The 23,994-nt window shown below is 71.8% G+C and carries 25 protein-coding genes and 1 CRISPR repeat array (1 of these 26 only partly in view); of the genes, 12 read left to right on the top strand and 13 right to left on the bottom strand.

Annotated features, from left to right (window positions below; all coding sequences use genetic code 11):
* Nucleotides 1-972: direct repeats of the CRISPR family, unit length 36 nt; unit sequence AGCTTAGATCATCCGGACTTGGGCGCCACCCGCAAC; it reaches 845 nt to the left of the window's first position.
* A 45-nt stretch (nucleotides 973-1,017) separates the two neighbouring features.
* Complete coding sequence (locus WD341_RS05130) at nucleotides 1,018-2,331, bottom strand: DUF445 domain-containing protein (protein ID WP_368424355.1); 1,314 nt, start codon at nucleotides 2,329-2,331, stop codon at nucleotides 1,018-1,020.
* Nucleotides 2,332-2,532: 201 nt separating this feature from the next.
* On the opposite strand from WD341_RS05130, the gene otsB reads away from it, so the two are divergent.
* The 3 genes from otsB to WD341_RS05115 all read left to right on the top strand — a co-directional run bounded on the left by otsB (nucleotide 2,533) and on the right by WD341_RS05115 (nucleotide 6,912).
* Nucleotides 2,533-3,348: a trehalose-phosphatase gene (gene otsB / locus WD341_RS05125; protein WP_368424354.1), complete on the top strand. Its 816-nt coding sequence runs from the start codon at nucleotides 2,533-2,535 to the stop codon at nucleotides 3,346-3,348.
* A gap of 103 nt (nucleotides 3,349-3,451) precedes the next feature.
* Nucleotides 3,452-4,132 carry a hypothetical protein gene (locus tag WD341_RS05120; RefSeq protein WP_368424353.1) on the top strand — a complete coding sequence of 227 codons (681 nt, stop codon included), beginning with the start codon at nucleotides 3,452-3,454 and terminating at the stop codon, nucleotides 4,130-4,132.
* Between the two features lie 122 nt (nucleotides 4,133-4,254).
* On the top strand, nucleotides 4,255-6,912 hold the full coding sequence (locus tag WD341_RS05115) for an AMP-binding protein (RefSeq protein ID WP_368424352.1): 2,658 nt from the start codon (nucleotides 4,255-4,257) through the stop codon (nucleotides 6,910-6,912).
* A 42-nt stretch (nucleotides 6,913-6,954) separates the two neighbouring features.
* On the opposite strand, the gene WD341_RS05110 is transcribed toward WD341_RS05115, so the two are convergent.
* From WD341_RS05110 to WD341_RS05095, 4 genes are all read right to left on the bottom strand, one after another.
* A complete protein-coding gene (locus tag WD341_RS05110) occupies nucleotides 6,955-7,551 on the bottom strand; it encodes a Fic family protein (protein WP_368424351.1) in 597 nt (198 codons plus the stop codon).
* 30 nt (nucleotides 7,552-7,581) lie between these two features.
* Nucleotides 7,582-7,788 (bottom strand): hypothetical protein, encoded by a 207-nt coding sequence (locus tag WD341_RS05105; RefSeq protein WP_368424350.1) that lies wholly within the window; start codon nucleotides 7,786-7,788, stop codon nucleotides 7,582-7,584.
* A 98-nt stretch (nucleotides 7,789-7,886) separates the two neighbouring features.
* The gene (locus tag WD341_RS05100; RefSeq protein WP_368424349.1) at nucleotides 7,887-8,765 is read right to left on the bottom strand and encodes an IS1 family transposase; all 879 of its coding nucleotides are present in this window, start codon (nucleotides 8,763-8,765) and stop codon (nucleotides 7,887-7,889) included.
* A 50-nt stretch (nucleotides 8,766-8,815) separates the two neighbouring features.
* Nucleotides 8,816-9,283, bottom strand: a complete 468-nt coding sequence (locus tag WD341_RS05095; protein ID WP_368424348.1) for a hypothetical protein — start codon at nucleotides 9,281-9,283, stop codon at nucleotides 8,816-8,818.
* Between the two features lie 82 nt (nucleotides 9,284-9,365).
* Here WD341_RS05095 and dinD point away from each other — a divergent pair, with 82 nt between their 5' ends.
* On the top strand, nucleotides 9,366-10,226 hold the full coding sequence (gene dinD / locus WD341_RS05090; protein ID WP_368424347.1) for a DNA damage-inducible protein D: 861 nt from the start codon (nucleotides 9,366-9,368) through the stop codon (nucleotides 10,224-10,226).
* Here dinD and WD341_RS05085 read toward each other — a convergent pair.
* On the bottom strand, nucleotides 10,219-10,452 hold the full coding sequence (locus WD341_RS05085; RefSeq protein ID WP_368424346.1) for a hypothetical protein: 234 nt from the start codon (nucleotides 10,450-10,452) through the stop codon (nucleotides 10,219-10,221). The genes dinD and WD341_RS05085 overlap by 8 nt on opposite strands.
* Nucleotides 10,445-10,627, bottom strand: coding sequence for a hypothetical protein (locus tag WD341_RS05080; RefSeq protein WP_368424345.1), 183 nt, complete (start codon nucleotides 10,625-10,627; stop codon nucleotides 10,445-10,447). Before WD341_RS05080 ends, WD341_RS05085 begins: the two co-directional genes overlap by 8 nt.
* A gap of 170 nt (nucleotides 10,628-10,797) precedes the next feature.
* On the opposite strand from WD341_RS05080, the gene WD341_RS05075 reads away from it, so the two are divergent.
* Nucleotides 10,798-11,604, top strand: coding sequence for a class II aldolase/adducin family protein (locus WD341_RS05075; protein ID WP_368424344.1), 807 nt, complete (start codon nucleotides 10,798-10,800; stop codon nucleotides 11,602-11,604).
* A 143-nt stretch (nucleotides 11,605-11,747) separates the two neighbouring features.
* Here the strand turns inward: WD341_RS05075 and WD341_RS05070 are convergent, their stop codons facing one another.
* Entirely contained in the window at nucleotides 11,748-12,500 is a 753-nt protein-coding gene (locus WD341_RS05070; RefSeq protein WP_368424343.1) for a response regulator, read from the bottom strand.
* A gap of 269 nt (nucleotides 12,501-12,769) precedes the next feature.
* On the opposite strand from WD341_RS05070, the gene WD341_RS05065 reads away from it, so the two are divergent.
* Nucleotides 12,770-12,991 carry a hypothetical protein gene (locus WD341_RS05065; RefSeq protein WP_368424342.1) on the top strand — a complete coding sequence of 74 codons (222 nt, stop codon included), beginning with the start codon at nucleotides 12,770-12,772 and terminating at the stop codon, nucleotides 12,989-12,991.
* A 14-nt stretch (nucleotides 12,992-13,005) separates the two neighbouring features.
* Nucleotides 13,006-15,060: a glucans biosynthesis glucosyltransferase MdoH gene (mdoH, locus tag WD341_RS05060; RefSeq protein ID WP_368424341.1), complete on the top strand. Its 2,055-nt coding sequence runs from the start codon at nucleotides 13,006-13,008 to the stop codon at nucleotides 15,058-15,060.
* Here mdoH and WD341_RS05055 read toward each other — a convergent pair.
* A complete protein-coding gene (locus WD341_RS05055; protein WP_368424340.1) occupies nucleotides 15,005-15,814 on the bottom strand; it encodes a creatininase family protein in 810 nt (269 codons plus the stop codon). The genes mdoH and WD341_RS05055 overlap by 56 nt on opposite strands.
* A gap of 29 nt (nucleotides 15,815-15,843) precedes the next feature.
* Here WD341_RS05055 and WD341_RS05050 point away from each other — a divergent pair, with 29 nt between their 5' ends.
* The 3 genes from WD341_RS05050 to WD341_RS05040 are packed head-to-tail and all read left to right on the top strand — an operon-like array spanning nucleotide 15,844 to nucleotide 18,000.
* A complete protein-coding gene (locus WD341_RS05050) occupies nucleotides 15,844-16,671 on the top strand; it encodes a CDP-alcohol phosphatidyltransferase family protein (protein ID WP_368424339.1) in 828 nt (275 codons plus the stop codon).
* Complete coding sequence (locus WD341_RS05045; protein ID WP_368424338.1) at nucleotides 16,668-17,285, top strand: YceI family protein; 618 nt, start codon at nucleotides 16,668-16,670, stop codon at nucleotides 17,283-17,285. The genes WD341_RS05050 and WD341_RS05045 overlap by 4 nt, the downstream gene beginning before the upstream one ends.
* Before the next feature lie 22 nt (nucleotides 17,286-17,307).
* Nucleotides 17,308-18,000: a RibD family protein gene (locus tag WD341_RS05040; protein ID WP_368424337.1), complete on the top strand. Its 693-nt coding sequence runs from the start codon at nucleotides 17,308-17,310 to the stop codon at nucleotides 17,998-18,000.
* A 7-nt stretch (nucleotides 18,001-18,007) separates the two neighbouring features.
* Here WD341_RS05040 and WD341_RS05035 read toward each other — a convergent pair whose 3' ends face one another.
* From WD341_RS05035 to WD341_RS05020, 4 genes are read right to left on the bottom strand one after another with little or no spacing between them, the layout of a single operon-like run.
* Nucleotides 18,008-18,802, bottom strand: a complete 795-nt coding sequence (locus WD341_RS05035) for a methyltransferase domain-containing protein (RefSeq protein ID WP_368424336.1) — start codon at nucleotides 18,800-18,802, stop codon at nucleotides 18,008-18,010.
* Nucleotides 18,795-19,916, bottom strand: a complete 1,122-nt coding sequence (locus WD341_RS05030) for a glycosyltransferase family 4 protein (RefSeq protein WP_368424335.1) — start codon at nucleotides 19,914-19,916, stop codon at nucleotides 18,795-18,797. Before WD341_RS05030 ends, WD341_RS05035 begins: the two co-directional genes overlap by 8 nt.
* Nucleotides 19,913-20,317 (bottom strand): 6-pyruvoyl tetrahydropterin synthase family protein, encoded by a 405-nt coding sequence (locus WD341_RS05025; protein WP_368424334.1) that lies wholly within the window; start codon nucleotides 20,315-20,317, stop codon nucleotides 19,913-19,915. Before WD341_RS05025 ends, WD341_RS05030 begins: the two co-directional genes overlap by 4 nt.
* A gap of 45 nt (nucleotides 20,318-20,362) precedes the next feature.
* Nucleotides 20,363-21,352 carry a zinc-binding alcohol dehydrogenase gene (locus WD341_RS05020; protein ID WP_368424333.1) on the bottom strand — a complete coding sequence of 330 codons (990 nt, stop codon included), beginning with the start codon at nucleotides 21,350-21,352 and terminating at the stop codon, nucleotides 20,363-20,365.
* 181 nt (nucleotides 21,353-21,533) lie between these two features.
* Here WD341_RS05020 and WD341_RS05015 point away from each other — a divergent pair, with 181 nt between their 5' ends.
* Together WD341_RS05015 and WD341_RS05010 are read left to right on the top strand one after the other, a co-directional pair.
* The gene (locus tag WD341_RS05015) at nucleotides 21,534-22,811 is read left to right on the top strand and encodes a nitrate/nitrite transporter (protein WP_368424332.1); all 1,278 of its coding nucleotides are present in this window, start codon (nucleotides 21,534-21,536) and stop codon (nucleotides 22,809-22,811) included.
* A 46-nt stretch (nucleotides 22,812-22,857) separates the two neighbouring features.
* Nucleotides 22,858-23,799 carry a DMT family transporter gene (locus WD341_RS05010; RefSeq protein ID WP_368424331.1) on the top strand — a complete coding sequence of 314 codons (942 nt, stop codon included), beginning with the start codon at nucleotides 22,858-22,860 and terminating at the stop codon, nucleotides 23,797-23,799.
* Nucleotides 23,800-23,994 lie beyond the last annotated feature (195 nt).

The raw sequence follows: 23,994 nt of genomic DNA, 5'->3' as shown, positions 1-23,994 counted from the left end.
CCTCGCCCTCCTGAGCTTAGATCATCCGGACTTGGGCGCCACCCGCAACCGGACCTGAGCCCGTGCGCGGCCCCGCCCTAGCTTAGATCATCCGGACTTGGGCGCCACCCGCAACCGCCGCCAGTCAGCATCCCGTTGGCGCCCAAGCTTAGATCATCCGGACTTGGGCGCCACCCGCAACAACGGCCAGAACACCCCATGGACGCCCGAGAGCTTAGATCATCCGGACTTGGGCGCCACCCGCAACCCGTGTGCTGCGCGACGGCAAGTGCGACGGAGCTTAGATCATCCGGACTTGGGCGCCACCCTCAACCCTGACGCGATAGTCGTCCAAGGCCCGCTCAGCTTAGATCATCCGGACTTGGGCGCCACCCGCAACTTACTCAGGACCGTTTCGTCACGCCCGCCGAGCTTAGATCATCCGGACTTGGGCGCCACCCGCAACGGCCGGGCCAGTTGGAACAGGGAGGTATCGAGCTTAGATCATCCGGACTTGGGCGCCACCCGCAACCGCATCTCGAAGAAGGATGCGAACGCCCTTAGCTTAGATCATCCGGACTTGGGCGCCACCCGCAACCTTGATCTGCTCAAGCCGCTCCCGATCCAGAGCTTAGATCATCCGGACTTGGGCGCCACCCGCAACCCCGAAACAGGCGGCTCGATGCACTCGACTAGCTTAGATCATCCGGACTTGGGCGCCACCCGCAACGTGGCGGTGAGTGCCGCGCAATCCCTGAAGAGCTTAGATCATCCGGACTTGGGCGCCACCCGCAACAACAGGAGGAGTTGGAACGATGGCCGATGTAGCTTAGATCATCCGGACTTGGGCGCCACCCGCAACGCACCCGCGACGCGGATCAGTCGCAGATCGAGCTTAGATCATCCGGACTTGGGCGCCACCCGCAACTGGCGCATCGTGCGGCCCTGGTCGGCGGTAGCTTAGATCATCCGGACTTGGGCGCCACCCGCAACCGAGCGCCGAATCAGCACTTCACCCACCCGCGGGGCCGGCCACCCTCAGATCAGGGAATGCGTGGCCAGGAACAGCAGGCAGCCGACCAGGGCGCCGACCAGCGTGCCGTTGATGCGAATGTACTGCAGGTCGCGGCCGACCGCGAGTTCGATGCGCTCGACCACGGTGCGGGTCTCCCAGCCCTTGACGACCTCGGCGATGAAGCCGCCGATCTCGTGGCGGAAGGGCGGCACCAGGCCGCGCGCGATCTCGGCCAGGCGGCGGTCGAGTCGCTCCTGCATGTGCGGGTCCTGCTCCATCGCGCGCGCCAGCGCCTGCAGGCCGTCGACCAGGGCCTCGCGCAGCGCCGAGTCGGGGTCCTCGAACTCGCCGATCAGGCGCTCGCGCAGATCCTCGCCGAGGCCGGCCAGATAGAGCCGCATCTGCGGGTTGGCGAGCAGCCGGTCGCGCCACTCGGCGACCCGGGCCCGGGTCGCGGGGTCGCTGTGCAGCTCCTCGATCCAGCGGCCGACGGCGGCGTCGAAGCGCCGGCGCGCCTCGTGGTCGCGGGTCGAGAGCTCGGCCAGGATCTCGTCGGCGCCCTCCAGCAGGGCGGTGGCGACCTTGCGGTCGATCGTCTTCGGCACGTACCAGCGGCTGCGGTCGGTGATCACCCGGAACACCCGCTCGCGGTTCTCGGCGAGCAGGCGGCGCACCGTCGCCAGCGCCTGGTCGAAGAGCTCCTGGTGGCGGCCGCCCTCGCGCAGCAGGCCGAGCAGGCGGCCGAGCAGCGGCCCCAGGTCGCGGCCCTTGAGCTCGCGCTCCAGCGCGCCGGCGACGAAGCCGCGGATCTCGCGGTCCTGGATCGATCGCAGCAGCACCGGCGCCGCCGCGGCCAGGCGCTCGACGATCAGCTCGGCGTGCTCGCGCTCGGCCAGCCAGTGCGCCAGGCGCGCCGAGGGCCGCGCGCTGAGCAGCCGGCCGGCGACCAGGTCCGGCTCCAGGAAGTGGTGCTCGACGAAGCGGCCCAGGCCCTCGCCGATGCGCGCCTGGTTGCTCGGGATCACCGCGGTGTGCGGGATCGGCAGGCCGAGCGGGCGGCGGAACAGCGCGGTGACAGCGAACCAGTCCGCCAGGCCGCCGACCAGCGCCGCCTCGCAGCCGGCCTTGGCGAGCAGCACCCAGAAGCCGGGCTCCGGCACCTGCAGGGTCGCGACGAAGCCGGCCGCGACGGCGACCAGCAGCCCGCTCGCCCAGAAGCGGTGGCGGGCGAGGGCGCGGCGCCGGAGGTCGTCGCCGGCGAGGGCGGCGGGGCGGTCGGCGCCGGGCCGATCAGCGGCGGGGCCGGCGGGCGCGGCGTCGCTCGGGGGAGAGGTCATCGGCAGGCGGCTTCCCTATCGGTTGCGGCAGGTCAGAAAATCGGCATCGCGGCGGCTCTTGGCAATGCGGCGCCGGGCTCGAAGCGGGCCGCCGCCTGTGCTATGAGCCCTCCGGCATCCGCTCCGGCGCCTTGTTCAGGCGCCCGCGGACTGCGGTCCCCAGCCGGCGAACTCGGCGAAAACCATCGGGAGCGGCCCCCCTTGCTGATCTCCGAGCTGCCCTCCGCGCTCGCCTGCTTCGACGCGCTGGCCGAACGGCTGGCCGGTCGCCGGGCGGCGCTGTTCCTGGACTACGACGGCACCCTGACGCCGATCGCCGCCCAGCCCGACCAGGCGCTGCTGCCCGCGGCGACCCGCCCGGTGCTCCAGCGGCTCGCGCGCCTGTGCCCGGTCGCCCTGGTCAGCGGCCGGGACCTGGCGACGCTGCGCCGGCTGGTCGAGCTCGAGGGCGTGACCTACGCCGGCGAGCACGGCTTCGATATTCTCCACCCCGACGGCAGCAGCGCGCAGCCGCCGGAGGTCGCGGCCCTGGTGCCGCAGATCGACGCCGCCGAGGCCGACCTGCGCCGGCGCCTCGGCGGGCTCGAGGGCGTCGTGCTGGAGCGCAAGCGCTTCTCGGTCGCGGTCCACTACCGGCACGTGGCGGAGGCGGCGGTCGGGCAGGTGCAAGCCGCGGTCGCCGCGCAGCTCGAGCGTCACCCGCAGATCAAGGCGATGTCCGGCAAGAAGGTCTTCGAGCTGCAGCCGGCGCTCGACTGGCACAAGGGCCGCGCCGTGCTCGCCCTGATGGCCCAGGAGGGCATCGGGGAGGGCATCGGGCTGGAGCACCTGCCGATCTTCCTGGGCGACGACGTCACCGACGAGACCGCCTTCGAGGCGCTCGGCGAGCGCGGCGTCTGCATCGTGCTGGAAGGCGAGGTCGACCGCGAGACCGCGGCCCGCCTGCGGCTCGTCGACCCCGGGGAGGTGCGGACCTTCCTCGAGCGGCTCGCCGACCTGCTGGAGCGCCGCCCGTAGCAGGCGCGGCCGCCCGCCATCGACCCGCCCGCAAAGTAGGGGATCCACCCGCGGCCGATGGCGTTTATGCTTGCGGGAGGCTGCAGTGGCCGGGAGGAGGAAGGTGACGCGCTTGCCCCTGGTGTCGTTCTGCGCCCCCCTGGTGCTCGCCCTCCTGGTCTGCCTGGTGCTCGCCTCGGCCTCGCCGGGCGGGGCCGCGCAGGCCCTCGACGGCGATCCGCTTCGCGCGCAGCTGCCGGCGCCCGAGCACTTCATGCCGGTGCCGGGCGGCCAAATCGGCGTCTCGCGCCGCGAGCGCCGAGCCGGCGCCCTGATCGAGGAGCTCAGGCCGCAGAGCGACGGCGGCATCGTCGTCGGCTACTGCCTGCGCGCCAGCTGCAGCCACATCACCCACCTCGTCGTGCTCCAGGTCTGCTCGAACGCCGTCGGCGGGCCCGGCGGCGCCGACCGGCTGGTGCTCGGCATAGTGCGCCTGCCCTGGGGCCGCACGCCGGGCTACGTCCGCACCCTGCAGGGCCGCGACTACGCCGCCAACTATGCCGCGCGCGGGCCCGCCGAGCAGATCCTGCCGACGATCGAGGGCGGCGGCGGCGAGGCCCTGCTCGCGCTCTCGACGGTCGGCAAGGGGCCGGTCGCGCCGCTGGTCTACGAGGGGCTCGGCGTCGCCCCGGCGCAGAGCCGCGAGACCCTGGCGCTGCAGGTCGTGACGCCGCGCGACTCGGCCGGCGGGCTGCAGAACGCCCGCATCGAGATCCGCCACCTCTGCCAGAAGCACCTCAGCTGACGCCGGAATCCCGGCCGATTCCGAACAGGCTTTGCTTGATCGGCGGCCGCGTGGGCCAATCTGCCCCCCAGGGGCTTCGCCTGGCGGGGCGTCCCGGGAGTCACGCGAATCAAGGAGCAGGCATGACCGAGGGCTGGACGATCGGGACGCTGCTCGCGGCCCTGGAACGGCGCGGCGGGAAGCCGGCGCTGCAGTGGCTCGAGGGCGAGCGGGTCGTGTCGCTGGGCGCGGCGGCGCTCGCCGGACAGGCCCGGCGGCTGGCCCGCGGCTTGCGGGACGCCGGCCTGGAGACCGGCCAGAGCGTCGGGATCCTTGGCCCGAACTCGGCCACCTGGGTGACGGTGCGCCTCGCGATCGGCGCCGCCGGCGGCCTCGCCTCGGCGATCGACGACCTGGCCGACGCCGCCGAGATCGAGCAGCAGGCGCGCGACTCCGGCTGCCGCTTCCTGTTCGCCGCCGCCCATCACCTCGAGACCGCCGGACCCCTGGCCGACAAGCTCGGCCTGCGCCTCTACGCCCTCGAGGAGGAAGCCTCCGGCGCGCCCTCGTGGCGCGAGCTGCTGTCCGAGGGCGACGGACCGCTGCCCGAGGTCGAGCCGGCGAGCGAGGCGATGCTGGTCCATACCTCCGGGACCACCGGGGCGCCCAAGGTCTTCGCGCTGACCTACGAACACCTCTGGGCCAACATCGAGGCGCTGAGCGAAAGCGGCCTGGCCTGGGAGGGCGACCGCTTCCTGCTGCCGCTGCCGCTGCACCACGTCTACCCGCTGACAGTCGGCCTGCTGACGCCGCTGCACCTGGGCGCCTCGGTGACCTTCCCCGAGGGCGTCACCGGGCCGCTGCTGCGCAACGCCCTGACCAGGGCCGAGCCGACGCTGCTGATCGGCGTGCCGCGGCTCTACGCGGCGCTGGTCGCCGCCGTCGACGGACAGGTCGCGGCGCGCGGCGATCTCGTCGGCGGGCTGCTCCGGCGGCTCTTCGACCTCGCCTGGTGGGTCCGACGCAGGACCGGCTTCAATCTCGGCCGGCGGCTCTTCGGCTTCATGCGCGCCAAGATCGCGCCCTCGCTGCGCCTGCTGGTCTCCGGCGGCGCCAAGCTCGACTGGCAGACCGAGAAGAAGCTGGCCGTGCTCGGCTGGGACGTGCGCAGCGGCTACGGCCTCGCCGAGACCGCATCGGTCTTCACCGGCAACCTGCCGGGCGCGACGCGGCTCGGCAGCGAGGGCAAGGCCTTCGGCGTCGGCCAGATGCGCATCGTGCCGCTCGAGGAGACAGAGGACCGCGAGGATACCGCCGGAGGACCCGTTGGCGGCGAGATCCAGCTCAAGGGCCCCAGCGTCTTCGCCGGCTACCGCGACAACGAGGAGGCCAACGCCACGGCCTTCACCGAGGACGGCTGGTTCCGCACCGGCGACCTCGGCCACATCGACGAGGACGGCTACCTCTTCGTCACCGGCCGCGCCAAGGAGCTGATCGTGCTCGGCGGCGGCAAGAACGTCTTTCCCGAGGAGCTCGAGAAGCACTACGGCAAGAGCGACTACGTCCAGGAGGTCGCCGTGCTCGAGAAGGACGGCAACCTCGTCGCCCTGGTCGTGCCCGACTCGTCGGCGATCAAGGCCGCCGGCCTGACCCGGCCCGAGGAGGCGGTGCGCGTGTCGCTGACCGAGCTCGGCCGGGCCCTGCCGGCCTACCAGCGGCTGTCGGGGCTGGCGCTGCTGCGCGAGCCGCCGCCGCGCACCCGGCTCGGCAAGTACCGGCGCTTCCTGCTGCCGAGGCTCTACGACGACGCCAAGGCCGGCCGGCAGCCCGAGGCCAGGGAGCCGAGCGCCGAGGACCGGGCGCTGATGGCCGATCCCAAGGCGGCGGTCGCCGTCGAGATTCTGGCGGCGCGCGCGTCCGGCGGCCGGGTCGATCCCGACGCCGACCTGGCGATGGACCTCAACATCGATTCGCTCGGCTGGGTCTCGGTGTCGCTCGAGCTCGAGAGCCGCCTCGGCATCTCCCTGCCCGAGGCGACGGTCGAGCGCCTGGCGACGGCGCGCGACCTGCTGCAGGCGGTGCGCGACGCCGAGCCGGGCGAGGGCGCCCAGCCGGCGCCGGATCTCGGCGCCTGGCTCGCCGAGCGGCCCTGGCCGCTGCGCGCCGTCGCCGAGCTGCTGCACGGGCTCAACGCGCTGCTCATGGCGCTGCTGTTCCGCTTCGAGGCACAGGGCCGCGAGCACCTGCCGGACGACGCGCCCTTCCTGATCGTCGCCAACCACGCCAGCGACCTGGATCCCAGCGTCGTCGCCGCCGCGCTGACCCCGAGGCTGCGCCGCCGGCTGACCTGGAGCGGCAACCGCAAGCGCCTGTTCCGGGGGCCGCTGACCCGGCTGTTCAGCCGGATCTTCCGGGTCTTACCGGTCGACGAGCGCGACGCCCGCAACGTGCTGGAATCCGGCAAGGCGGTGCTGGCGGCGGGCGAGGGGCTGGTCTGGTTCCCGGAGAGCTGGCGCACGCCCGACGGCCACCTGCAGCGCTTCCTGCCGGGCGTCGGCGAGATCGTGCAGGGGCTCGACCTGCCGATCGTCCCGGTCTACCTCGATGGCACCTTCGAGGCCTGGCCGCGCGACCGCGCCCGGCCGCGCCTGGCCAAGGTCACGGCCCACATCGGCCGGCCGGTCCGCGCCGCCGAGCTGGCCGGGAGGGGCGAGGGCCAGGACGTGGCCGAGCGGATCGCCGACGCCCTGCGCCGGGAGGTCGCCGCCCTGGCGCCGGGCGGTGCCGCGCCGAGCGCCTGAGGGATCTCGCCGAGGGGTAGTGTCTCAGTTTGAAATCTGCGGCTAGGCGTCCTGAAGCTGCGCCTTCAGGAGCCCTTGCAGGTAGTCCGCCAATTCGGACACGTCGAAGTGCCCTTCATTCCAGGCGCGATCGGCAGCCTGGAGCGCGGCATAGTAGGGGGCCCGGTTCTCTCTTATGCGCTCCGGCACGATCTTCCGGCCGGGGAGCAGCGCGCCATGCCTCATGCAAATGAGATAGTAGCAGGCCGCTCTAGCAGTCCGCCCGTTTCCTTCTACGAACGGGTGTATCCAGTTGAGGCGCCACAGTGCGTAGGCGGGCAGCGCAGTAGGGTGCTTAAGTATCGTCCAGTTCTCGTGGACGACAGAAAAGAACCTATCCATTTCGTCTGCCACGCGGTCAAAGTGCGGAGGGACGTGATTGCCGACGTATATTGGATCTTTCCGGTATCTACCGCCAAACTGAGCAATATTCGACACAGCAACTTGGTTAAGGCACCACAGTGTGTACTTGTCGAACGCCTCGATACCCTTCTCTAATCCAATCTCAATACAATTGGAAAGGAGATCATATTGGCGCAGGAGGTTTTGCTCCTGCACTCGATAGAAGAGCTGTTCGTTATCTTCTTTCCTTACGGACATAAGAAAAAGGCCCGCACTGCGGGCCTAGTTCTACGCTCTGAGGCGGATGCTTTGCGAGGCGCGGCGGACACTGTCTTTCGTGATCTCGTCCGTCTGCATCGCGTTGCCATAGGCGAAGCTGATGCGCTGCTCGTGCAGATCCTCCTCCGTGACCTCTCGCTCGCGCGCAGCGGCGAGCAAGGCCACCAGCTCCTCGTCAGCCGCTCTGGTAGAAAGAAATTGCTTGCGGTCAGCCATTTGGTTGGGCTCCTCCTTGAGCTAGAACCATCCCCTACACGAACCGGCGGAGCCGTGACAAGCCGGTCAGGCCCAAGTCCTAGGCCCTCTAACATAGGCTATCTGGCGCGCTTTTTATAGGGCCCGCGCGGCTTCGGCGCCGGCGCCCGCGCGTCGATCAGCCCCACAATCCACTCCATGTCGTGCAGCGTGTCGCTGACACCAGCGGCCATCGCGGGCGTGACCTTCAGCGTCTTGTGGATGCGGCAGAAGTTGTAGAACGTGAAGTAGAGCGCCAGCGCGTGAACGTGGTTCTCGACCTTCTTTGAGAAGGCGTTGGTCAGGCGGGTGAACCGGCGCATGGACATGCGCATGGTCAGGTTCTGCCGCTCGACGTAGCTCGTGCTGATGTGCTTCAGGTCCGGGTCGCCCTCGATCCGCTCCTTGCGGGCGCCGATGCACTCGGCCGGGCTGTAGCGGCCCCGCAGAGCCTCCGGAGCCGTGCCGTAGAGCTTCACCAGCATGGCATAATCCACGTCGCTGCCGAACGCACCCTCGACCGCCTCTAGGTAAGCCTTGTGACCGTCCGTGGTGAGCTGCACCCGGCCGGCGAAGCGCTGGCGCAGATCGTCGATCAGGCCCATGGCGTACTCGCTGTCCCGGCCGCCAACCATGTAGGAGACGATCAGCTTGCTGTCGGCATCGATGGCCGTCCACGTCCAAACGTCGCCGTAGGCCAGATCCTTCCGCTTCGCCGCCTCGACGTTCTTCTGCTTGCTGTAGCAGAACGACCAGATCTCATCGCACTGGACGCGCTTGGCCTTCACGTCGCGCACCGTGGCGTCGTGGTGCTCAAGGCAGGCTTCCCCGGCCTCGACCAGCAACTTGGTCACGGTGTTGATCGAGACGCCGACGACCCGCGAGATCGACCGCATGGAAGATCCCTCCACGAGCATGGCGAGGATCTGGACGCGCCTGGCGAGGGGGAGCTTGTTCATACCCCTCATATATAAACTCTCTTGCTTAGCGTCAAGAACAACAGTTCACTCTAGAAAGGGATATCGTCGTCTAGGTCGGGCGAGTCGGGTGCGGGCGGCTCTGTCCCGAAGTCTGGCGGTGGCTCATGCCGTTCAGCGGGCTCCGGAAGGTCGACAAGGCCGAACGTGTTGGGCGCTGTCCGAGTGAAGATCATCCCCTTGCGCACATAGGCTGAGAGCGACCCGCCAAGAGCTGTGCGGTTCGGCCGGTTAAGCTCTTTCCCCTCAGCTCTCAGGATCTCGTCTACGTGCAGCGGATGCCCCGCCTGCTGAATCGCATCCTTGGCCCTGGCGACCATACTTCCAGGTCGCAGGCTCGTGGCTGCGTTCGGGTCGCTCGCCGTCTCTCTCGGGAATCTCTTCAGCACGTCCTGGAGCGCCTGAAGGTAAACCTTCGCCTCTCGAACCTGCCCCTCAAGAGCCTGAATCTCCTGCTCCTTCTTCTTGATCATGCTCTCGATCTGGCGACGGTCAGCCATATGGGCATTGCTCCTAGCGCAGATGTGACGTGATGTGATAGCTTCGCACAGCATCAACATCAGATCAACGCGCGAGGTGCAGATGCCCGACGTGACCGAACTTCCCGAGGCCCCGAACTATAAGGCAACCATGGAGCGCCTTCGCGAGATCCAGCACGTGTCGCCCTCAGGGGCCGACTATTGGCTTGCCAGGGAGATATGCCCCGTCCTGGGTTACACATGGGAGGGCTTCGAGGGTGCGATGGACAGAGCACTGAGCGCATGCGCAGGCATCGGAGTGACACCGCGCCATCATTTCCGACAGACGTCGGCTATGATGAGACTCGGCAAGGGTGGGCAGCGAAAGGTCCCGGATTGGTTTCTGAGCCGGACGGCCTGCTATCTCGTTGCGATGAACGGCGATCCTACCAAGCCGGAGATCGCGGCGGCTCAAGCCTACTTCACCGTGCAGACCCGCCGTATGGAACTGCGCGATGCTTCCGACGCGCAGCTTGCCCATGACGAGCGACGGCTGGAACTTCGCGAGCGCGTAACGAACTCGCACAAGCGCGTAAGCAAGGCCGCGCAAGAGGCGGGGGTTCGCCCGACACACCAAGGCGTGTTCCACGACGCCAGATACCGCGGCCTCTATGGCGCGCCCCTCAAAGAAGTCCTGGACCGGAAGGGGCTCACGCCCGGTGAGAAGTTGATGGATCGCGCCGGCCCGCTGGAGCTGTCGGCCAACGACTTCCAGATGAACCTAGCTACACAGGTGCTGTCGCGCGAAGGCGTCAACAGCGAATCCACGGCCATCCGCCGCAATCGTGACGTTGCAGAACGGGTCCGCCAAGTGATCGCCGAGAGCGGATCCGCACTGCCAGAAGATTTGCCTGTGGAACCGCCGATCAAGGAAGTCAAAGCCCGACTGCGGACGCAGAAGAAGCTAAAGGGCCCGCCTACTTAGCCCACCGCTTCTCGGCAGCCTTTCGGGCAATCTCCCTGCGCTGCTCTGGCGTCAAGCTATCGGCGCGCGCCTTGCCACCCTTCCGGCCCATGGCCTGCGCGGCCTTGTCCTTGCCGTCGTCCTGCTCGGTCTGCTCCTCGATCTCGCCAGTGGCGATGCGAGCGACCATGACGGCGGCGCCAACCACGTCGGCGGGGCGCTTCTCGCCCTTGGGGCCTCTAGGCATCGGCATCCTCGTATGCGGCAAGAAGCCCCGGCAGCTCAGCGATATGAGCTTCAATGCTTGCTCTGACCTGACGCCGCTCTGCCGGGGTGTGCGGTTTGGTGGCAAGTTCATGCCAGTTAAGCTGGATCGTCTCCAGCTTGGTGTCGATGTCTCGCTTGATCTCAGCCTTGCTCAAGGCTCACGGCCCTCCCATGCTTGCCCCTAAGCATATAGGGAGCCGGGGCGTCGAGCGAACCCCGCGTCAAGGGCTGCGGATTTCAAACTGAGACACTACCCGCCGAGGCCCCGCCTGGACCCGTCCGCGTCCCGCGCCTAAGCTGCCGCCCACCCGACAAGGAGCACTCGATGACCGATCTCGCCCCCCAGGCCGCCCCTCAGTCTGCCGCCGAGTCTGTCGCCGATGCCGGCGCCGGCCGCTCGCGCTGGAGCGCCGAGGAATGGCGCCGCCGCGTCGAACTGGCCGCCTGCTACCGCCTGATCGCGCGCTACGGCCTGACCGACCTCGTCTACACCCACATCTCGGCGCGCGTGCCCGGGCGCCACGACCAGTTCCTGATCAACGGCTACGGCCTGCTGTTCGAGGAGATCACGGCCTCGAGCCTGGTCAAGATCGACCTCGAAGGCAAGCCGGTCGAGGACAGCAACTGGGACGTCAATCCCGCCGGCTTCACCATCCACAGCGCCGTCCACCAGGTGCGCCACGACGCCGAGTGCGTGGTCCACACCCACACCGTCGCCGGCATGGCGGTGGCGGCCCAGCAGGAAGGCCTGCTGCCGCTCAACCAGATGTCGATGCAGTTCCACGGCCGCCTCGCCTACCACGACTACGAGGGCATCGCGCTCGACCTCGACGAGCGCGGGCGGCTGCAGCGCGACCTCGGCGACCAGCCCTGCATGATCCTGCGCAACCACGGCCTGCTGACCGTGGGCAGCTCGGTCGCCGAGGGCTTCAGCCTGATGTACTACCTGAACAAGGCCTGCGAGCTGCAGGTCGCGGCGCTGGCCGGCGGCCGTCCGGTCACGCTTCCCGCCCCCGAGGTGTGCGCCCACGCCGCCGCGCAGTTCGACGTCGGCACGCCGACGGCCGGGCAGCTGGAATGGCGGGCGCTGCTGCGCCGCCTCGACCGCGAGGAGCCGGACTACAAGAGCTGAGGCCCGGCCGGCGCATGTCCGGAATGATGCCGCGATCCGGGGTCCAGGGGCACCGCCGGGCACATCAGCGCTGCAACTCTTCGTAGAGGTCCCGCCAGTCAGGACCGCGCAGGGCCGGCGCCGCGCCGGCACCCGGCCCGCGCTCAGCCGGCGTTCAGCGGGACGCGGCGGATCTGGCGGCGCTCGACCTGGGCGGCGAGTACGTAGCCGACCGTACGCACGGTCTTGATCAGCGCCGGCTTGCCCGGGTTCTCCTCGATCTTCTTGCGCAGGCGGCCGATCAGGACGTCGATCGAGCGGTCGTAGGGCGACCACTCGCGCGAGCGGGTCTTGTCGAGCAGCTGGTCGCGCGACAGCGGCCGGTTCGGCGCCTCGGCCAGCGCCAGGAGCAGGTCGAACTCGCCGGCCGTCAGCTCGATGTCGCGGCCGCCGCCGTCGGTCAGGGTGCGGCGCGTGACGTCGATGTCGTAGCCGGTGAAGCTGTAGACGGTCGAGGTTCCGCTGGGGTCGATGGCGCGGCCGAGACCGTCGGCGCGACGCAGCACGCTGCGTACGCGCGCGATCAGCTCGTTCGGGTTGAAGGGCTTGCAGACGTAGTCGTCGGCGCCCGATTCCAGTCCGTGGACCCGGTCGTCGGGGCCGTCGACACCGGTCAGCATGATGACCGGCAGGTCGCTCGATTCGCGCAGCTGGCGCAGCGCCTCGAAGCCGTCTCCGTCGGGCAGCAGGACGTCGAGCAGGACGAGGTCGACGCCGCCCTCCGCGACGGCCCTGCGCATGTCGCGGGCGCGCGGGACCGCCTCGACCCGGTAGCCCGCCCGCCCCAGGAGCGTGGATACCATCGCGCGGACCTGCGCGTCGTCCTCTACGACCAGAATGCGCGAAGAGTTCGCCAAGCACCGCCCCCGGAAAGTCTTGCAGCGTTTCTATAGTATCGGGGTACGCGCGACAAGCGACCGGCGGCCGCCAGATTGGCCCCGCCGCGGGGAGCGCGAGGCGGCCCTTCGGCGGGGCAAGGGAACTCCTCGCCCAAAAACGCATTCTCGCCATGGAGCGTCCGCAGGCTCGCCGCGCTTCGTTGCATTCATTTGGTGGCGGTAGCGGCTTGCGCGCCGGAGAGGGCGCTCCAAGCTATCTGGACATCCTACGCATGAGGTACTTTGAGATGACGCAACAGGCGGGGTCCCAGCCCGGTCCGGTGACGGTCGTGCCGGCATCTCCGGCCGTTCTCTTCGACGCCGGGGACTTGGTGGTTCCGGCGACGCAGCGCTTGGCGATGCCGGTCCAGCGCCTGGAGCCGGCGCCGCTGCGCCGTCTGTTCGGCGAGCCGGAGCGTCTGGCACCCGTTCCCCTGTCGATCCCCACGCGCCGCGACGACCGCCGTTGAGCGGCTGAGCCTTCATGGCCCGCGTGCAGCGTCTCGAAGCGGTCCTGAACCGCTCGCTGGTCTTCGTCGCGGCGACGATCACCGCGGCGATCGCCGCCTCCGCCTTCGGCGGAGTGCTGGCGGTCGACGGCTGGCAGGCGCTGGACGTGGCTCTGCTCGGCCTGTTCGGCCTGCTGACCTTCTGGATCGCGATCCCCGCCTGGGCGTCGCTGGCCGGCGCGCTGGCGAGGCTCGGCGGCTGGCGTCCCGCGGGTTTCCGGCGCGCCGAGCCTGACGCCGAGCAGCGCCGCCGCACGGCGGTGGTCATGCCGATCTACAACGAGGAGACCGGGCCGGTTTTCGCCAACCTCGAGGCGATGATCGAGGATCTGGAGCGGCTCGGTGCCGCCGAGCGCTTCGACTTCTTCGTCCTCTCCGACACCACCGACGCCGGCGTCTGGCTCGCGGAGGAGGCCGCCTGGGCCGCGCTGCGCCAGCGCCTCGGGCCCCGCGCCCGGCTGTTCTACCGGCGCCGGGCGGTCAACCACGAGCGCAAGAGCGGCAACCTCGCCGACTTCGTGACGCGCTGGGGCGGCGGCTACGACTTCATGCTGGTGCTCGACGCCGACAGCCTGATGTCTGGCGAGACCATGGTCGAGATGGTCCGGCGCCTGGCCGCCAATCCGGAGGTGGCGCTGATCCAGGTGCCGCCGCGTTCGATCGGCCGGACCTCGCTCTTCGCCCGTTTCCAGCAGTTCTCCGGCGCCCTGGTCGGGCGCACCGCGGCCCAGGGCCAGGCCTTCTGGCAGCTCGGCGAGGGCAACTACTGGGGCCACAACGCGATCCTGCGGGTCGCCGCCTTCGCCGGCAGCTGCGGCCTGCCGCAGCTGCCCGGGCGCCGGCCCTTCGGCGGCGCCATCCTGAGCCACGACTTCGTCGAGGCGGCGCTGCTGCGCCGGGCCGGCTGGAAGGTCTGGATGTGCCCCGAGCTGGGCGGCAGCTGGGAGGAGCCGCCGCCGAGCCTGCTCGACTTCGCGGTGCGCGACCGGCGCTGGTGCCAGGGCAACATCCAGCATGCCGCCGTGGTGCCGGCCGAGGGCCTGCACGCGCTCAGCCGCGCGCACCTGCTGATGGGCATCCTGTCCTATGTCGCGGCGCCGCTGTGGCTGCTGTTCCTCTGCGGCGGGCTGCTGCTCGGGTTCGAGCAGGCCCTGACCACGCCGGACTACTTCGTGCCGGGCGATCCCTTCCCGGTCTGGCCGGCCTCGGTCGCCGCCGACGCCCTGCGCCTGTTCGGGCTCAGCCTCGTGCTGCTGTTCGTGCCCAAGGTCATCGCCTGGCTGGAGGCGATGCTCGACGGCACCCTGGCGCGGCAGCTCGGCGGCCGGCTCGGCCTGACCCTGTCGCTGCTGCTCGAGAGCGTGATCGCGACGCTGCTGGCGCCGGCCATGATGCTGCTGCACAGCCGCTTCGTCATCGAGGCCCTGTCGGGCGCGGACAGCGGCTGGCGCCCGCAGCAGCGCCGCGAGGGCGACTTTCCCTTCGGCGCCGCGCTCAAGGCCCATGGCGGCGAGGTCGCGATCGGCATCCTGCTCGGCATCGCCGCGGGCCTGCTGCCGGGCACGCTCGGCTGGTGGTACGTGCCGCTGGCCGGCGGCCTGCTGCTGACGCCCCTGCTGAGCTGGCTTTCGGCCAAGCGCTCGGTCGGCGCCTGGCTGGCGCGCCGCGGCCTGTTCCTGATCCCCGAGGAAACCGCGCCGCCGACGGTCGTGCTGCGAGCGCGCCAGCTCGCCGCTGCCGCCGCCGCCGAGCCGATCGAGAACCCGCTCGCTGCCGTTGCCGGCGACCGCGGCCTCTGGACCCTGCACAGCGCCATCCTGGCCGCGGTCGGCGAGACCGCGCCGGCCGGCGCGGCGCTCGAGGACGCGCGCGTCAAGTTCGCCCGCGGCGTCGAGCTGACCGGCAAGGAGCAGGCGCTGCTGCTCGCCGACCCGCAGACGGTCGAACGCCTGAGCGACGGCGCCGCCTGGCGGCTCACCGCTCCCGAAGGTTCTCCAGAGGGAAGTCCGCCGTCTCCCGCAGTAGCGTGACCAGCGCCTCGGCGGCCGCAGAGACGAGCCGCTCGCCGAGCTCGGCCGAGGCCAGCCGGGGGTCGCCGCAGGCGCCGGAGGGGTGCAGGTCCTGGGTCATCCAGGCGAAGGGCGTCGGACCGAGCGCGTTCAAGTGGCGGTAGGACGCGGCCCAGCCGGCGCTGGCCGAGGCGAACTCGGCGAAGCGCTCGCGGCGCACCAGCTCGGGACGCAGGAACAGCATCATCGAGGTCTCGACCGCGCCGGCGTGGATGCCGTGGCGCAGCTCGGCTTCGGGCAGGCTGCCGGCCGGCAGCACCGTGGCCGGCGGCGCCAGGCGCCACCAGTCGGCCTGGACGACGAGCATGCGGCGCTCGACGCGCAGGCGGCGCGCCGCCAGGTCGAGGATCTGCGGCTGGCCGCCATGGCTGTTGAAGATCACCAGCTTGCGCAGGCCGGCGCGGGCCAGGGAGCGTCCGATGTCGTGCCAGACGTGGGCGAGCCGCCCGGGCTCGATGGTCAGGGTGCCGGGAAAGGCCTGGTGCTCCTCGGAGCGGCCGTAGACGAGCTCGGGCAGGATGCGGGCGCCCAGGTCGCCGGGCATCTGCGCCGTGGCCTGGCGCAGGATGCCGCGGTTGATCTCGGCGTCGACCGACAGCGGCAGGTGCGGGCCGTGCTGCTCGGTGGCCGAGACCGGCAGCACCAGGACGGTGCGTTCCGGGTCGAGCGCCTCGACCTCGGGCCAGGTCAGGTCTGCGAAGTTTCGGGCGATCACGGCGGGCGTATCCAGGCTAGGCTGGGGCGATGACGGAGCACAGCTATAGCAGCCCGCCGCCCCTCGGTCAGGCCCCCTCCAGCCGGATCGCGCTGCTCTGCCCGTGGAGCGGCGAGGGCCCGGACCCCACCCGGGCGCGCCATCGCCTGCTGCGCAGCGGCCTGCTGTCCCTGGCGGCGGCGGGCCTGCTGCTCGGCCTGCTCGGACTCTGGTCGAGCTGGGCGCTCGGCCTGGCGCCGGCGATCGCCGTGCGGGCCCTGCTGCTCTACGCCGGCCTGGCGCTGCTCGTCCTGTTCGGGTTGCCGGGCCACCTGCCGCTGACCCGCTTCGGGCCGGCCAACGCCATCACCCTGCTGCGGGCGGCGGTGGCCTGCTGGCTGGCCGCCCTGATCGGCCAGGACCTGCCGCCCGGGCTCGCCTGGCTGCCGGCGCCGGTCGCCGGCTTCGCCCTGCTGCTCGACGGCTTCGACGGCTGGGCGGCGCGGCGCGGCGGCTGGGCGAGCGCCTTCGGCGCCCGCTTCGACCTGGAGTCGGACGCCTTCTTCCTGGCCGTGCTGGCCGGCCTCGCCGTCGATCAGGACCGCCTCGGCCCCTGGATCCTGCTCGCCGGGGCGCTGCGCTACCTCTTCGTCGCCGCGGGACGGCTCGGGCCTTGGCTGCGCCGGCCGCTCGCGCCATGCTGGAGCCGGAAGGCGGCCTACGTGCTGACCGCGGGCGTGCTGGTCGGCTGCCTGGTGCCGGGGGTGCCCGCGGCCGTCGCGGAACCGGCGGCGGCGGGCGCGCTGGCCCTGCTCGTCGCTTCCTTCCTGCGCGACGTCGCGACGCTCCGACGAACCGACCCTGGAGACCGCCCATGAGCCCTCTGCCCCCCGCCGCCCTCTGCCGCGCCCCGGTCCTAGGCCCGTCCCTGGCCCTGGCGCTGGTTTTCCTGTCCTCGACCGCGGCGCGCGCCGAGCCGGCGCGCTACGAGATCGATCCCGAGCATACGACCATCGCCTTCCTGGTCTCCCACATCGGCTACCAGAAGGTGCTCGGCCGCTTCACCGACTTCAGCGGCAGCTTCCAGTTCGACGAGCAGGCCCCGAGCCTGTCGGATCTCGAGGTGACGATCGAGGCCGACAGCATCGAGACCGAGCACCGCCGCCGCGACGAGCACCTGCGGAGCGACGACTTCCTGTACGAGGACGAGCACCCGGAGATCCGCTTCGTGATGACCGGCGCCGAGCCGGCCGGCGCGCGCAGCGGCACGGTTTCCGGCGACCTCACCCTGCGCGGCGTGACGCGTCCGGTCGCGCTGGACGTCACCTGGAACAAGACCGGGCCCTATCCCTTCGGCGACACCTACGTCACCGGCATCTCGGCGCGCACCAGCTTCCTGCGCAGCGAGTTCGGCATGGACTACGGCGTCGCCGACGGCCTGGTCGGCGACGAGGTCGAGGTGATCATCGAGCTCGAGGCGATCCGCGAGTAGCCGCGCGGCGGGGAAGGCAGCCATGACCGGTGCCTCGCCCGAGGAGGGCCTGCTCGCGGCCGAGGCCGGCCTCTACGAGCCGCTGCAACGGCCGGCCTGGTGCCTGGGCCACCTCGGCCAGAGCCTGGACGGCTTCGTCGGCACGCTCGAGGGCCGGCTCGACGCGATCAACGGGCCGGAGAACCTCGACCACCTGCACCGGCTGCGGGCGTTTGCCGACGCGGTCCTGGTCGGCGCGGGCACGGTCGCGGTGGACGATCCGCGTCTGACGGTGCGCCGGGTCGCGGGCGAGCATCCGGTGCGCGTGGTGCTCGATCCCCGCGGCGCGCTGCGGCCGGACCACCGGATCTTCCAGGACGGCGAGGCTGCGACTCTGCAGGTCTGCCTGGCGCCGGGGGAGGCGCCCGGCCGGGCCGAGCGGCTGGTCGTCGCCGGCCACGACGGCGCGCTGTCGCTGCCCGACCTGGTCGAGCGGCTCGCGGACCGCGGCTTGCGGCGGCTCTTCGTCGAGGGCGGCGGCATCACGGTCTCGCGCTTCCTCGCCGCCGGCCTGCTCGACCGCCTGCAGATCTGCGTGGCGCCGCTGCTGCTCGGCGGCGGCCGCCGCGGCCTCGCGCTGCCGCCGGCCCGGACCCTGGACGAGGCGCTGCGCGCGCCCTGCCGCCGCTACGTCATGGGCGAGGACGTCCTGTTCGACTTCGCGCTGCGCGGCTAGGGCCGCGTCAGCCGGAAAGCGGCAGGGCGAGGAGGTCGCGGTGGCCGACGCGCAGGCCCAGACGGCCCTCCTCCAGATCTTCCAGACGGCTTGAAAGCCAATTCGTTACGACACTTTTCTCGACTTGCTTCTGAACCTCTCCGGCGGCCGTGACGCCGCTCAGCCAGGCCTCGGCCAGGGCCGCGTCCTCGCGGCCGAGGTTCCAGTCGCTGGCGGCGGTCGCGACCTGGTAGCCGGCCTCGCGGAGCAGGTCCTCGGCGCGCGCCGGCGCCTCGCCACCCAGGGCCTGGCCGAGGCCTTTCGACCCTCTCAGGTCGGCGGCGAAGGCGTCCAGCACCGGGCCGTCGGCGGCGTGCGGCGGCGCCAGCTCGACCCGGCCGTCGATGCTCAGGGCAAAGTAGAAGGGGGCCCCCGGGTGCCGCCGGATCAGGTCCTCCAGCCAGCGCTCCGAGACGAGGTCGAGCAGCGCCGAGGCGGTGACCAGGTCGGCCGCCGGCCAGTCGAAGCCCCCGAGGTCGGCGCAGCGCGTCTCCAGCGTCGCCGACCAGCCGGCGCCGGAGAGCTGGGCCGGCAGGCGGGCGAGCAGGGCAGGGTCGTGGTCGACGGCGGTCCAGCGCTGGCCGACGCCGAGGTAGGGCGCCAGCGCGCGCAGGTTCGCGCCGCTGCCGCAGCCGAGGTCGAGGACGCTGAGCCCGCTGCGCTCCGGCGCCCAGGTTTCGAGCAGACGCAGCAGCCCGCGATCGCGGCTGCGGGCGTCGGCCGCTTCGCGCAAGGCCAGCCAGTCGGCGGTGAAGTCACCCATCGCAGGAAAGACGGCCGACGTCCGTCCGGGTTCCCCCGGCCGCCGGCCTTGCCGTCCAGGGTTCCGCAAGCGCGCGCTCGAAGGCCAGGGTCGCCTCGTCCCAGCTCGGCAGCAGCTCGCGGGCGCGGCGCGCGGCGGCGGCGAGGGCGCGGCGCCGCTGCGGCTCGGCGAGCAGGGCTTCCAGGGTGCCGGCCAGGGCATCGGGATCGGCCGTGGCGAGGCTGGCGAGGCTGCCCGGCGGCAGCTCGCCGACGATGGCGGCGCTGTCGCCGCAGACCACCGGCAGGCCGCGCGCCAGCGCCTCGGCGATGGCCATGCCGTAGCCCTCGAGCCGGGACGGCAGGACGAAGAGGTCCGCGGAGTCATAGAGCGGCGCCAGCTCGGCCGCCTCGACCTCGCCGGGCAGGCGGATCCGGCCGGCCAGGCCGAGGGCCGCGATCCGCGCCCGCAGCCGCGCGGCGAAGGCGGCGTCGCGCGCCGCGCCGGCCAGGGTCAGCCGCCAGGGCAGGGCGGCGAGCCGCCCGAGCGCCTCGACCAGCAGGTCCTGGCCCTTGCGCGGGATCAGCGCGCCGACGCTCAGCAGGTGCGGCGGCGCGCCCGCGGCGCTGCCGGTCGCCAGGGACGCGCGCTCCGTGCCCGGCGGCACGACGCGCAGCCGCGCCGCCGGCACCGCGTAGTCGCGGCGCAGGCCCTCGGCGGTCGCCCGGGAGGTCGTCACCACGACCTGGGCCTCGGCCAGGCTCCGCCGCTCGCTGTCGCGCAGCGCCTGGGCCTGCGCCGGCGTTAGGCCGGTCTCGGCGGCGAGCGGGTGGTGGACCAGGATGTGCAGCGGCAGGCGGCGGCCCAGCCGCGCCATCGCTTCCGGCATGACTCCGGCCGCCAGGCCGTCGACGACCAGCGGGCAGCCGTCGGGCAGGGCGTCGAGGCGGGCGGCGGCCTCGGCGAGGAGCTCCGGGCCGGCCAGCGGAAAGCCCTCCGGCAGCTCGAGGACCTCGATCGCCCGGCCGCGCGCGCGCAGGCCCTCGAGGATGCGCCGGTCGTAGAGGAAGCCGCCGGTCAGCGTCTCCAGGCGACCCGGCACGGCGAAGGCCAGAGGGGTACCGGCCCGCGTCACCCGGGCAGGTCCGCCTCGTAGGCGGCCCAGGCGACATGGGACTCGCCGAGCGTCACCTTGAGCGCCTCGAGATCCCGCGCGGCCTCGCCGAGCGTGCCCGCGGCGATCGCCTCGGCCAGCCGCTGCCAGATCCAGCGGGCCAGGAACTCGGTGGTCGTGTTCCGGCCCTCGAAGTCGGCGAGCTCGTCGAGGTTGCGGTAGTTGATCGGCGCCAGCACCGCCTTCAGCGCTTCGCCGGCCTTGCCGATGTCGACGACGAGCCCGTCGGCGTCGAGCGACCGGCGGCGGAACTCGGCGTCGACGAGGTAGGTCGCCCCGTGCAGGCCCTGGGCGGGCCCGAAGATCGCGCCGCGGAAGCTGTGGGCGATCATGACGTGGTCGCGCACGGTCAGGGAGAACATCGGCGGGCAGGCTCCTCGGGATCGTTGCTGGGGGGCGTTTGCGGGTCAGGGCTCGTAGCGGATCCGGGCGCAGAGCGCGCCGCCCCCGGGGCCGAGCAGGGCGGGCAGGGCCTCCGGCAGTTCGGCGAAGGTCAGCTCGTGGGTGAACAGGGAGGCGAGCGGCGCCTCGGCCAGCAGCGCCAGAGCCAGGGCCAGGCGGTCGCGGTGGCTGCGCCGGGCCCGGCGCGCCGTCGCGACGCTGCCGACCTGGGAGGACAGCAGCGTCAGGCGCTTGGCGTGGAAGTCCTCGCCGAGCGGCAGCGCCACCGGCCGGTCGCCGTACCAGGAGAGCTCGACCAGGGTCGCCTCGAAGCCGGCGAGGCCGAGCGCGGTCGCGGCGCCGGCCGCGCTGGCCGAGCAGTGGAACACCAGGTCGCAGTCGCCGGTGGTCCCTGCCGCCGCCTCGGGTGCGGCGAAGCCGACGCCGAGCGCCTCGGCGACCGAGCGCCGCGCCGGCTCGAGGTCGACCAGGGTGACCGCGCAGCCGGGGATCCGGCCGCACAGCCAGGCGACCAGGCAGCCGAGCAGGCCGCCGCCGACCACGGCGATGCGGTCGCCCACGCGCGGGCCGGCGTCCCAGAGGGCGTTGACGGCGGTCTCCAGGTTGGCCGCCAGCACCGCGCGCTCCGGCGGCAGGCCGGCCGGCAGGGGCAGCAGCGCCTCGGCCGGCACGCGGTAGAACTCCTGGTGCGGGTGCAGGCAGAAGACCGTCTGTCCGAGCAGCGCCGGCGGGCCCTCCTCGACCTCGCCGACCGAGACGTAGCCGTATTTGACCGGGAAGGGGAAGTCGCCCTCCTGGAAGGGCGCGCGCATGCACTGGCCCTGGCTCGCCGGCACGCGGCCGGCGAAGACCAGGGACTCGGTGCCGCGGCTGAGCGCGCCCCAGCGGGCGCGGACCAGCGCCGTGCCCTGGGCGGCCGGGCCCGGCGGCGCCTCGCGCAGCTCCGCCCGGCCCGGGGCCGTGTACCAGAGAGCGCGGGGCGGGCGGCCGGTCATGGCCACCAAGCTAGGCGATTGTCCGCTGCGCGCAACCTCCCGCGGCGCGGACAGCGGCCCGCACGGCTGCCATGCCTTGCCCGAGGGCGCCCGGCGACCCTAGTCTCGCGCCGAACGAAGCCGGCGGCCCGGGCGCGAACCCGGGCGCGCGCCCTTGGACCCTGCAGACGAGACCGACCCCATGCCGCTGTCTTCCGAAGCCGGCGCCGGCCGGCCGCGGCAACCCGGTTTGTCGCGTGTCCTGCTGACCGTCTACCTGCCCTTCGCCTCGGGCTACTTCCTGTCCTACCTCTACCGCTCGGTGAACGCGGTGATCTCGGGGCGCCTGATCGACGACCTGGCGCTCAGCGCCAGCGATCTCGGGCTGCTGACCGCCGCCTACTTCCTGGCCTTCGCCTGCTTCCAGCTGCCGCTCGGCGTCCTGCTCGACCGCTTCGGCGCGCGCCGCGTCCAGACCGTGCTGCTGCTGGTCGCCGCGGGGGGCGCGCTGGTCTTCTCGCTGGGCGACGACCTGGCGCAGCTGATCGCCGGCCGTGCCCTGATCGGCCTCGGCGTCGCCGGCTGCCTGATGGCCTCCTTCAAGGCGATCTCCGTCTGGTTCGACCAGGACCGCTGGCCGCTGCTCAACGGCTGCGTGCTGGCCATGGGCGGGCTCGGCGCGACCATGGCGACCGAGCCGGTCGAGCTGGCGATGAGCCTGACCGACTGGCGCGGCCTCTTCGCGATCCTGTCCGGCCTGACCGTGCTGGTCGCCCTGGCGATCTACTTCGTCGTGCCGGAGCGTCCGGACCAGCCGGCGCCGGGGCGGCTCTCGGACCAGCTCGCCGGCGTGCGCCGGATTTTCGCCAGCCGGGTCTACTGGGCGCTCGTGCCGATGGCGACGGCCAGCCTGGCGACCGGCCTGGCGGTCCACACGCTGTGGGCGGGTCCCTGGCTGCGCGACGTCGCCGGCCTCGACCAGGCCGAGGTCGCGCGCTACCTGCTGGTCACCGCGATAGCGCTGACCGTCGGCTTCATGGCGGGCGGCCTGCTCGCCGACCGCCTGCGCAAGCTCGGCATCGGGCTCGAGAAGCTGCTGATCGCCGACATCCTGATCTTCGCCGCGATCCAGGCGGTGCTGGTGTTCCGGCTCGACGTGCACGCGATGTGGCCCTGGATCGCCTTCGGCTTCTTCTCGAACCTCGGCACGGTCTACGTCTTTCCGCTGCTGGCGCGCTCCTTCCCCCTGGCCTATGCCGGGCGGGCCAACACGGCGGTGAACCTCGTGATGTTCTTCGCCGTCTTCGGCGTCCAGTACGCGATCGGCGGCATCCTCGACCTCTGGCAGCCGGACGCCGAGGGCCGCTATCCGGCCGAGGCCCATTCCGTCGCCCTGGGCGTCTTCCTGGCGCTGCAGATCGTCGGCCTGGTCTGGTACCTGATCTTCCGGCCGCGCAACATGGGCGAGCCGGCGCCGTGACGCGCCGGTGAAGGCGCAGTGAGACTGCAGTCGTGAGGCCGCAGCCGTGAAGGCGCTGCTGTCGGGCGCCCTGATGGAGGGCCCGCGCGGCCGGCGGATCGCCTACGCCCTGCTGCTGGTCGCGCCTGCGCTCTTCGCCACCAACATCCTGGTCGCGCGCGCCACCGCCGACTTCATCCCGCCGGTCGCGCTGGCCTTCTGGCGCTGGTTCCTGGTGCTGCTCCTGCTGCTGCCGCTGTGCGGCGCCGACCTCTGGCGCCAGCGCTGGGCGGCGCTCGCCGAATGGCGCAGCCTGCTGCTGCTCGGCACGCTCGGCATGGGCATCTGCGGCGCTTTCGTCTACATCGGCGCCGACACCACCAGCGCGACCAACATCGGCCTGATCTACGCCGCCTCGCCGGTCTTCATCGGGCTGTTCGCGGCGCTGTTCTTCGGCGAGCGGCTGGGCGCGCCGCAGATCGCCGGCGCCGCCTGCGCCCTGGCCGGCGTCGTGGTGCTGGTGTGCCGTGGCGACCCGGACGTGCTGCTCGGCCTGCGCTTCGTCGTCGGCGATCTCTGGATCGCGACCTCGGCGCTCTGCTGGGCGGTCTACTCGGTCGTGCTGCGCTACGTGCCGAGCCGGCTCGACGGCATGACCCGCTTCGCCGCGATCTGCCTGTGCGGCGTCGCCGTGCTGCTGCCCGGCCACCTCTGGGAGGCGATGGCGGTCGGACTGCCCAGCCTTGACCGCCGCACCGTCGGCTTCGTGCTGCTGATCGCCCTGGTCGCCGGCTTCGCCGCCTACCAGGTCTACGGGCTGATCCAGCGCTCCCTGGGCGCGGCCCGCGCCGGGCTGCTGATGTACCTGATACCGCTCTACAACGCCGGCCTGGCGGTGCTGCTGCTGGACGAGCAGCTGCAGCGCTACCACCTGCTCGGGGCGGCCCTGGTGGTGCCCGGCCTGCTGCTCGCGAACGCCTGGCCGCAGCGTCGGGCGGCGCGACCGTGAGGGGGCGAGGCGGAAAAGCGCGCCGCCACGATCTTGCCTCTTTTGGAACGCTTCTCCGCCACGATTAATTTCAACATAGCTAACACGGAGACTTCCCCTCTCTGTCCGAGGCCTGCCAGTCGGCCTCACGCCCCCAAGAGTGACTGGTAGACGGCCGCCGGCCCCCCCCCCCCCCCCCCCCCCGGGGGGGGGGGG

This window comes from Tistlia sp., from assembly GCF_040905785.1.
GTDB lineage: Bacteria > Pseudomonadota > Alphaproteobacteria > Kiloniellales > DSM-21159 > Tistlia.
Note: the sequence above shows the minus strand (reverse complement) of the source record. Positions and strands in the feature narration are given on the sequence as shown.

Coding starts and splice junctions, on each gene's coding strand:
- WD341_RS05130 (WP_368424355.1), bottom strand. CDS start 2,331: ATGACCTCTCCCCCGAGCGACGCCGCGCCCGCCGGCCCCGCCGCTGAT.
- WD341_RS05115 (WP_368424352.1), top strand. CDS start 4,255: ATGACCGAGGGCTGGACGATCGGGACGCTGCTCGCGGCCCTGGAACGG.
- WD341_RS05110 (WP_368424351.1), bottom strand. CDS start 7,551: ATGTCCGTAAGGAAAGAAGATAACGAACAGCTCTTCTATCGAGTGCAG.
- WD341_RS05105 (WP_368424350.1), bottom strand. CDS start 7,788: ATGGCTGACCGCAAGCAATTTCTTTCTACCAGAGCGGCTGACGAGGAG.
- WD341_RS05100 (WP_368424349.1), bottom strand. CDS start 8,765: ATGAACAAGCTCCCCCTCGCCAGGCGCGTCCAGATCCTCGCCATGCTC.
- WD341_RS05095 (WP_368424348.1), bottom strand. CDS start 9,283: ATGGCTGACCGTCGCCAGATCGAGAGCATGATCAAGAAGAAGGAGCAG.
- dinD (WP_368424347.1), top strand. CDS start 9,366: ATGCCCGACGTGACCGAACTTCCCGAGGCCCCGAACTATAAGGCAACC.
- WD341_RS05085 (WP_368424346.1), bottom strand. CDS start 10,452: ATGCCTAGAGGCCCCAAGGGCGAGAAGCGCCCCGCCGACGTGGTTGGC.
- WD341_RS05075 (WP_368424344.1), top strand. CDS start 10,798: ATGACCGATCTCGCCCCCCAGGCCGCCCCTCAGTCTGCCGCCGAGTCT.
- WD341_RS05065 (WP_368424342.1), top strand. CDS start 12,770: ATGACGCAACAGGCGGGGTCCCAGCCCGGTCCGGTGACGGTCGTGCCG.
- mdoH (WP_368424341.1), top strand. CDS start 13,006: ATGGCCCGCGTGCAGCGTCTCGAAGCGGTCCTGAACCGCTCGCTGGTC.
- WD341_RS05050 (WP_368424339.1), top strand. CDS start 15,844: ATGACGGAGCACAGCTATAGCAGCCCGCCGCCCCTCGGTCAGGCCCCC.
- WD341_RS05045 (WP_368424338.1), top strand. CDS start 16,668: ATGAGCCCTCTGCCCCCCGCCGCCCTCTGCCGCGCCCCGGTCCTAGGC.
- WD341_RS05040 (WP_368424337.1), top strand. CDS start 17,308: ATGACCGGTGCCTCGCCCGAGGAGGGCCTGCTCGCGGCCGAGGCCGGC.
- WD341_RS05035 (WP_368424336.1), bottom strand. CDS start 18,802: ATGGGTGACTTCACCGCCGACTGGCTGGCCTTGCGCGAAGCGGCCGAC.
- WD341_RS05025 (WP_368424334.1), bottom strand. CDS start 20,317: ATGTTCTCCCTGACCGTGCGCGACCACGTCATGATCGCCCACAGCTTC.
- WD341_RS05020 (WP_368424333.1), bottom strand. CDS start 21,352: ATGACCGGCCGCCCGCCCCGCGCTCTCTGGTACACGGCCCCGGGCCGG.
- WD341_RS05015 (WP_368424332.1), top strand. CDS start 21,534: ATGCCGCTGTCTTCCGAAGCCGGCGCCGGCCGGCCGCGGCAACCCGGT.